Raw genomic sequence first — 6136 nt, 5'->3', positions numbered from 1 at the left:
GCTCGCGGGCGCCGAGCGGCCGCCGTCAGGGCGCGGCAGGGGCCAGTTGGGCGTCCCTGCGGACGAGGGCCGCGTAGCGGCCGTTCCGCTCGAGGAGTTCGCGGTGGCTGCCGCGCTCGGCGATGCGCCCCGCGTCGAGCACGACGATCTCGTCCGCGTCCCTGACGGTGGAGAGCCGGTGGGCGATGGTGATCGTCGTGCGCCCCCGCGAGAGGGACTCGATGGCCCGCTGCACCGCGTGCTCGGTCCGTGTGTCGAGTGCGCTGGTCGCCTCGTCGAGGACCAGGACCGGCGGGTCGCGCAGGATGGTGCGGGCGAGGGCGAGCCGCTGCTTCTCGCCGCCGGAGAAGCGGTAGCCCCGCTCGCCGACCAGGGTGTCGTACCCGTCGGGGAGGGAGGCGATGTGGTCGTGGATCTGCGCGGCGCGGGCGGCGGCCTCGAGCTCCTCGTCCGTGGCGTCCGGCTTGGCGAAGCGCAGATTGTCGGCGACGGAGGCATGGAAGAGGTACGTCTCCTGGGAGACGACTCCCACGGCCTGCGAGAGCGTGTCGAAGGCCAGGTCCCGTACGTCGACGCCGTCGATGGTGACCCGGCCGCCGGTGACGTCGTACAGCCGGGGAACCAGATAGCTCAGCGTGGACTTGCCGGAGCCGGTCGGGCCGACCACCGCGAGCGAGCCGCCGGCCGGGACGGTGAGGTCGATGCCGTCGAGGGTGGGCCGCTCCTGCGCGGGGTCGTAGGAGAAGCCGACCTTCTCGAAGCGCACTTCGCCCCGGACCTTGTCGAGCGCCACGGGCTCCGCGGGCTCGGTGATGTCGACGCGCAGGTCGAGATACTCGAAGATCCGCTGGAACAGGGCGAGCGAGGTCTGCATCTGCACCCCTGTGGAGAGCAGACTCACAGCCGGCCGGAACAGGCCCTGCTGGAGCGACACGAACGCGACGAGCGTGCCGATGGAGATCGCGGGTCCGCCGGTCCGCAGGGCGAAGCCCGCGGCCCAGTAGATGAGGGCCGGCATGGCCGCCATGACGATGCCTATGGTCGACATCCGCCACCGGCCGGCCATGCTCGAGCGCACCTCGAGGTCGACCAGGCGCTCCGACTCCTCGGCGAAGGACCTGGTCAGAGAGTCGGCCCTGCCCATGGTGCGGCCGAGGAGAATGCCGCTGACGGAGAGGGACTCGGTGACGGTGGCGGCCATCGCGGCCATCTGCTTCTGCCGTTGGGTGGTGATCTTCTTCCGCTCGCGGCCGACCCGCCGGCTGATCCAGACGAACAGCGGCAGCAGGACGAGGGAGACGACGGTGAGCCGCCAGTCCAGGGCGAGCATGGCGACGACGCTGGCGACGACCGCGGTGAGGTTGGAGACCAGGGAGGTGGCCGTCGACGTCACGGTGGCCTGCATGCCGCCGATGTCGTTGGCGATGCGCGACTGGACCTCGCCCGTGCGGGTCCTGGTGAAGAAGGCGAGCGGCATCCGTTGCAGTTGGGCGTAGACCCCGGTGCGCAGATCGTGCATCACCTGCTGGCCCACCGTGGTGGAGATCAGCGTCTGGAGCACCCCGAAGACGCTGGTCATCACGGCGGTGGCGATCATGCCGAGCGCCAGCAGGCTGAGCAGCCCGGTGCGGCCCTGCGGGATCGCGGTGTCGAGGATCTCGCGCAGCAGGAACGGCGAGGCGACGGACACCAGCGACGAGGCGCCGACGAGCAGGCCCACGACGGCGAGCCGGCCGCGGTAGGGCCGGAAGAGCCGCAGGATCCGGCGCACCTCGGCGGGCGGTTGGTCCGGGTCCTTGGGCGGTGGTGTCCAGGTGGTGTGTTCGGGCCGCAATGGTCTCCTCAGTCAGGGATGCGATGAGAGCCTAGCTCATTGTTACCTATACTCACAATGAACAAGGTCCTGATATTGTTCCCGGCATGAGCACCCCCGACGCCGACGGCCTGCTCGCCGAGCAGCTGCTCCGGCTGACCCGCCGGCTCCATCGCAGCCAGAAGCGCCAGCTCCAGTCGGCGGACATAGCGATCACGCCCGCCCAGTCGCGACTGCTGCGCACCGTGGCGCACTACGAAGAGCCTCCCCGTATGGCGGATCTGGCGGAGCGTCTCGAGGTGGTCCCCCGTGCCGTCACGAGTCTGGTCGACGGGCTGGAGGCGGGTGGCCGGGTCCGCCGGGTGCCCGACCCGGCCAACCGCCGGGTCACCCGGATCGAGTTGACCGACACGGGCCGCGCCACGCTGCGCGCCCTGCGCGAGGCGCGCCGCGCGGCGGCGGAGGACGTGCTCGCCCCCCTCACCACGGAGCAGCGCGAAACCCTCGCCGGCCTGCTGTCCGCCCTGGTCGACAGCCCCGGACCGCGCTGCTGACCCACCGGCACAGGAGCCCGGAGCACCGGGATAAATCGTTTGCTGCCGCCCGTCCCGGGGCGGGAGGCTGGCAGATCTGTGCCGACCTTCCGAACGATCTGGGACATCATGCAGATTCGCGACCTTCCGTATGTCGATCCTGGTCTGCCGGACGTCCGGTCGGGGCCGGGATTCCTCCTCTGGCTCGGACGTCGGCAGCTGCGCGGCCAACTCCGTTCCCTGTCGTGGGGATTGCTCCATTTCGTGTCCGTCATGGCGCTTCCCTACGGGGTCGGCAGGGCCGTCCAGGCGGTCGTGGAGAAGTCGGGAAGCTCCCTCGCCGTGGCGGGCGCGCTGCTCGCCGTCTCCGCCGTGGGCATCGCCGTCGGCGACACCATGCTGCACCGCACGGCCGTCACCAACTGGATCACCGCCGCGGCGCGCGTCCAGCAGCTCCTGATCCGCAAGACCTCCGAGCTGGGCTCCGCGCTCACCCGGCGGGTCGCGGCCGGCGAAGTGGTCGCCGTGTCCACCGGCGACGTCGAGAAGATCGGCTGGTTCGTCGAAGCGGTCTCCCGTTTCCTCGCCGCCGCCCTCACCGTCGTGCTGGTCTGCGTCGGCCTGCTGATCTACCAGCCGGCCCTCGGCGTCCTCGTGGCCGTCGGCGTGCCGGTACTGGCCCTCGGCGTCCTGCCGCTGCTCCCCCGGGCCACCCGTCTCGCGGACGTGCAGCGGGAGAAGGCGGGCCGCGCCACGGAGCTCGCCTCCGACACGGTCGCCGGCCTGCGGGTGCTCCGCGGCATCGGCGGCGAGGAGCTCTTCCTGAAGCGCTACCGGCACGCCTCCCAGGAGGTCCGCACCGCCGCCGTCCGCAGCGCCCGCATGTGGTCGGCCATCTCCGCCGTGCAGGTGCTGCTGCCCGGCCTGCTGCTGATCTCGGTCGTCTGGTACGGCCTCGGTCTCGTCGGGGACGGCCGGATCGCCGTGGGCGAACTGGTCACCGTGTACAGCGCGGTGATGCTGCTGAGCTACCCGCTCCGCCACTTCGAGGAGATCGCCATGGCGTACTCCTTCTCCCGGCCCTCCGCACGCCGCGCGGCGCGGGTGCTGTCCCTCGAGCGGAGCGCCCGGCAGGACACCCCCGCGGACGACGCACGCGAGCTGACCGGCGATCTTTACGACCCGGCCACCGGCCTGCTCGTCCCGGCCGGAACGCTCACCGCCGTCGTCTGCGGCGACCCGGACGCGGGGGGACTGCTCGCCGAACGGCTCGGCGGCCACCCGGCGGAACCGGACGGCCTGCCCTCCGTGCTGCTCGGCGGCGTCGCGCTGGACGGCCGGCCGCTCGAAGAGGCCCGCGGCGTGGTGCTCGTCCAGGACAAGGACCCGGTGCTGCTCTCGGGCACCCTCACCGAACTGCTCGACGTACCGGCGTCCGGGGAGGTCGCAGCGGAGCGGGCACTGGCCGCGGCGGAGTGCGGCGACGTGCTCGACGCGCTGGCGCAGGCGTCCCTCGACGACGACCCCATGACCGCGCCCATCACCGAACGCGGGCGCTCCCTGTCCGGCGGCCAGCGGCAGCGGCTCGCGCTGGCGCGTTCGCTGGTCACCGACCCCGACGTGCTGGTGCTCGACGAGCCGACGTCGGCCGTCGACTCGCACACGGAGGCACGTATCGCGGACGGCGTGCGCAAGCTGCGCGCGGGCCGCACGACGGTCCTGTTCACGTCCTCACCGCTGCTGCTCGACCGCGCCGAGCGGGTCGTCCTGGTCCACGAGGGCACGGTCGTGGCGGTCGGCACGCACCGCGAACTGCTTCGCACGGAGCCCCGCTACCGCGCGGTCGTGACCCGCGAGACCGACACGGAGCAGCGCCTCGTCGCGGCCCCGCGCGGCCCGGTCGGGGCACAGCTCACGAAGGCCGGCACCGAAGACATCGAGGAGACAGCATGATCGGCCTGGCGCCACCGGAGTACGACCCGGCGGCCCTCCGCACGGCGACCACCCTGCCGGTGGGCACACCGGCCACCGTGCGCGCGTACGTGAGCGAGCTGCTGCGGCGGCACCGGGGCGCCTTCGCGCTCCTCGTCACCGTCAACACGGTCGCCGTCGTCGCCTCGATGGCCGGTCCGTGGCTCCTCGGGTCGCTCGTGGAGAAGGCGGCGGACGGAGCGCGCGACCTGCACCTGGAACGCACCGCCGCCCTGTTCGCGGCCGCCCTCGTCGTCCAGGCGGTCTTCGTCCGGCTGGTGCGGCTGCGCGGGGCCATGCTCGGCGAACGGATGCTCGCCGATCTGCGCGAGGACTTCCTCGTCCGCTCCGTCGGACTCCCTCCGGGCGTGCTCGAACGCGCCGGGACGGGCGACCTGCTGTCCCGTATCACCACGGACATCGACCGCCTGGCCAACGCCATGCGTGAGGCCGTGCCGCAGCTGACGATCGGCGTCTTCTGGATCGTGCTGCTCCTCGGCGGGCTCACCGTGACGGCGCCCCCGCTCGCGCCCGCCGTGCTGGTGGCGGTGCCGCTGCTGGTCGTCGGCTGCCGCTGGTACTTCAAGCGCGCACCGTCGGCGTACCGCTCCGAGGCCGCCGGGTACGCGGCCGTGGCGGCCGTGCTCGCGGAGACCGTCGACGCCGGCCGCACCGTGGAGTCGCACCGGCTCGGGGCGCGCAGGGTGGCGCTCTCCGACCGGCGGATCAAGGAGTGGACGTCCTGGGAGCGGTACACCCTCTACCTGCGGTCCGTCCTCTTCCCCGTCATCAACCTCACCCACGCGACCGTGCTCACCTCCGTGCTGATGATCGGCGGCGTGTTCGTACTGCAGGGCTGGATCGGCATCGGCCAGCTGACCACCGGCGCGCTGATCGCCCAGATGATGGTCGACCCGGTGAACCTGATCCTGCGCTGGTACGACGAGCTCCAGGTGGCTCAGGTGTCCCTGGCGCGGCTGGTGGGCGTCCGGGAGATCGAACCGGAGGCGGGCGACGAACAGTTGCGGCCCGACGGCCGGGACGTCCGCGCCGACCGGGTGCACTTCGGCTACCGCGAGGGCGTCGACGTGCTGCACAAGGTCTCGATGGAGGTGCCGCCCGGCACCCGGATGGCACTGGTCGGCCCCTCCGGCGCCGGCAAGTCGACCCTGGGCCGGCTGCTCGCGGGGATCTACGCGCCGCGCAGCGGCCATGTCACGCTGGGCGCGGCGGAGTTGTCGGGTATGCCGGCCGAGCGGGTGCGGGAGCACGTGGCGCTCGTCAACCAGGAGCACCACGTCTTCGTCGGCTCACTGCGGGACAACCTGCTCCTCGCCCGCTCCTCCGCCGGGGACGCGGAGCTGTGGGCCGCTCTCGGCGCGGTGGACGCGGACGGCTGGGCGCGGGCGCTGGACGACGGTCTGGACACGGAGGTCGGCTCCGGCGGCCTCTCGCTGACCCCGGCCCAGGCCCAGCAGATCGCACTCGCCCGCCTCGTCCTCGCGGACCCGCACACACTGGTGCTGGACGAGGCCACCTCGCTGCTGGACCCGCGGGCGGCCCGCCACCTGGAGCGCTCGCTGTCCCGTGTCCTGGACGGCCGCACGGTCGTCGCCATCGCGCACCGGCTGCACACCGCGCACGACGCGGACGTGATCGCGGTGGTCGAGGAGGGCCGCATCAGCGAGCTCGGCAGTCACGACGAGCTCGTATCGGCGGACGGCGCGTACGCGGCGCTCTGGCGCTCCTGGCACGGGTGACCCCGGAGCCCGGCCCACGCCCGTACCGGGCGGGGGCCGGGCTCCGGGCTCGTCAGATG

4 protein-coding genes are annotated in these 6136 nt (G+C 72.6%); 3 read left to right on the top strand and 1 reads right to left on the bottom strand.

The features are described 5' to 3' along the window. Positions 1 to 25: 25 nt before the first annotated feature. Positions 26 to 1834, bottom strand: a complete 1809-nt coding sequence (locus ACWGH4_RS29170) for an ABC transporter ATP-binding protein (RefSeq protein WP_453466194.1) — start codon at positions 1832 to 1834, stop codon at positions 26 to 28. A gap of 86 nt (positions 1835 to 1920) precedes the next feature. Here ACWGH4_RS29170 and ACWGH4_RS29165 point away from each other — a divergent pair, with 86 nt between their 5' ends. From ACWGH4_RS29165 to ACWGH4_RS29155, 3 genes are all read left to right on the top strand, one after another. Beyond that, positions 1921 to 2367, top strand: coding sequence for a MarR family winged helix-turn-helix transcriptional regulator (locus ACWGH4_RS29165; protein WP_453466192.1), 447 nt, complete (start codon positions 1921 to 1923; stop codon positions 2365 to 2367). 108 nt (positions 2368 to 2475) lie between these two features. Beyond that, positions 2476 to 4299, top strand: coding sequence for an ABC transporter transmembrane domain-containing protein (locus ACWGH4_RS29160; protein ID WP_453466190.1), 1824 nt, complete (start codon positions 2476 to 2478; stop codon positions 4297 to 4299). Continuing rightward, a complete protein-coding gene (locus ACWGH4_RS29155) occupies positions 4296 to 6077 on the top strand; it encodes an ABC transporter ATP-binding protein (protein WP_453466188.1) in 1782 nt (593 codons plus the stop codon). The genes ACWGH4_RS29160 and ACWGH4_RS29155 overlap by 4 nt, the downstream gene beginning before the upstream one ends. Positions 6078 to 6136 lie beyond the last annotated feature (59 nt).

The organism is Streptomyces sp. NPDC054847 (assembly GCF_053610925.1).
Note: the sequence above shows the minus strand (reverse complement) of the source record. Positions and strands in the feature narration are given on the sequence as shown.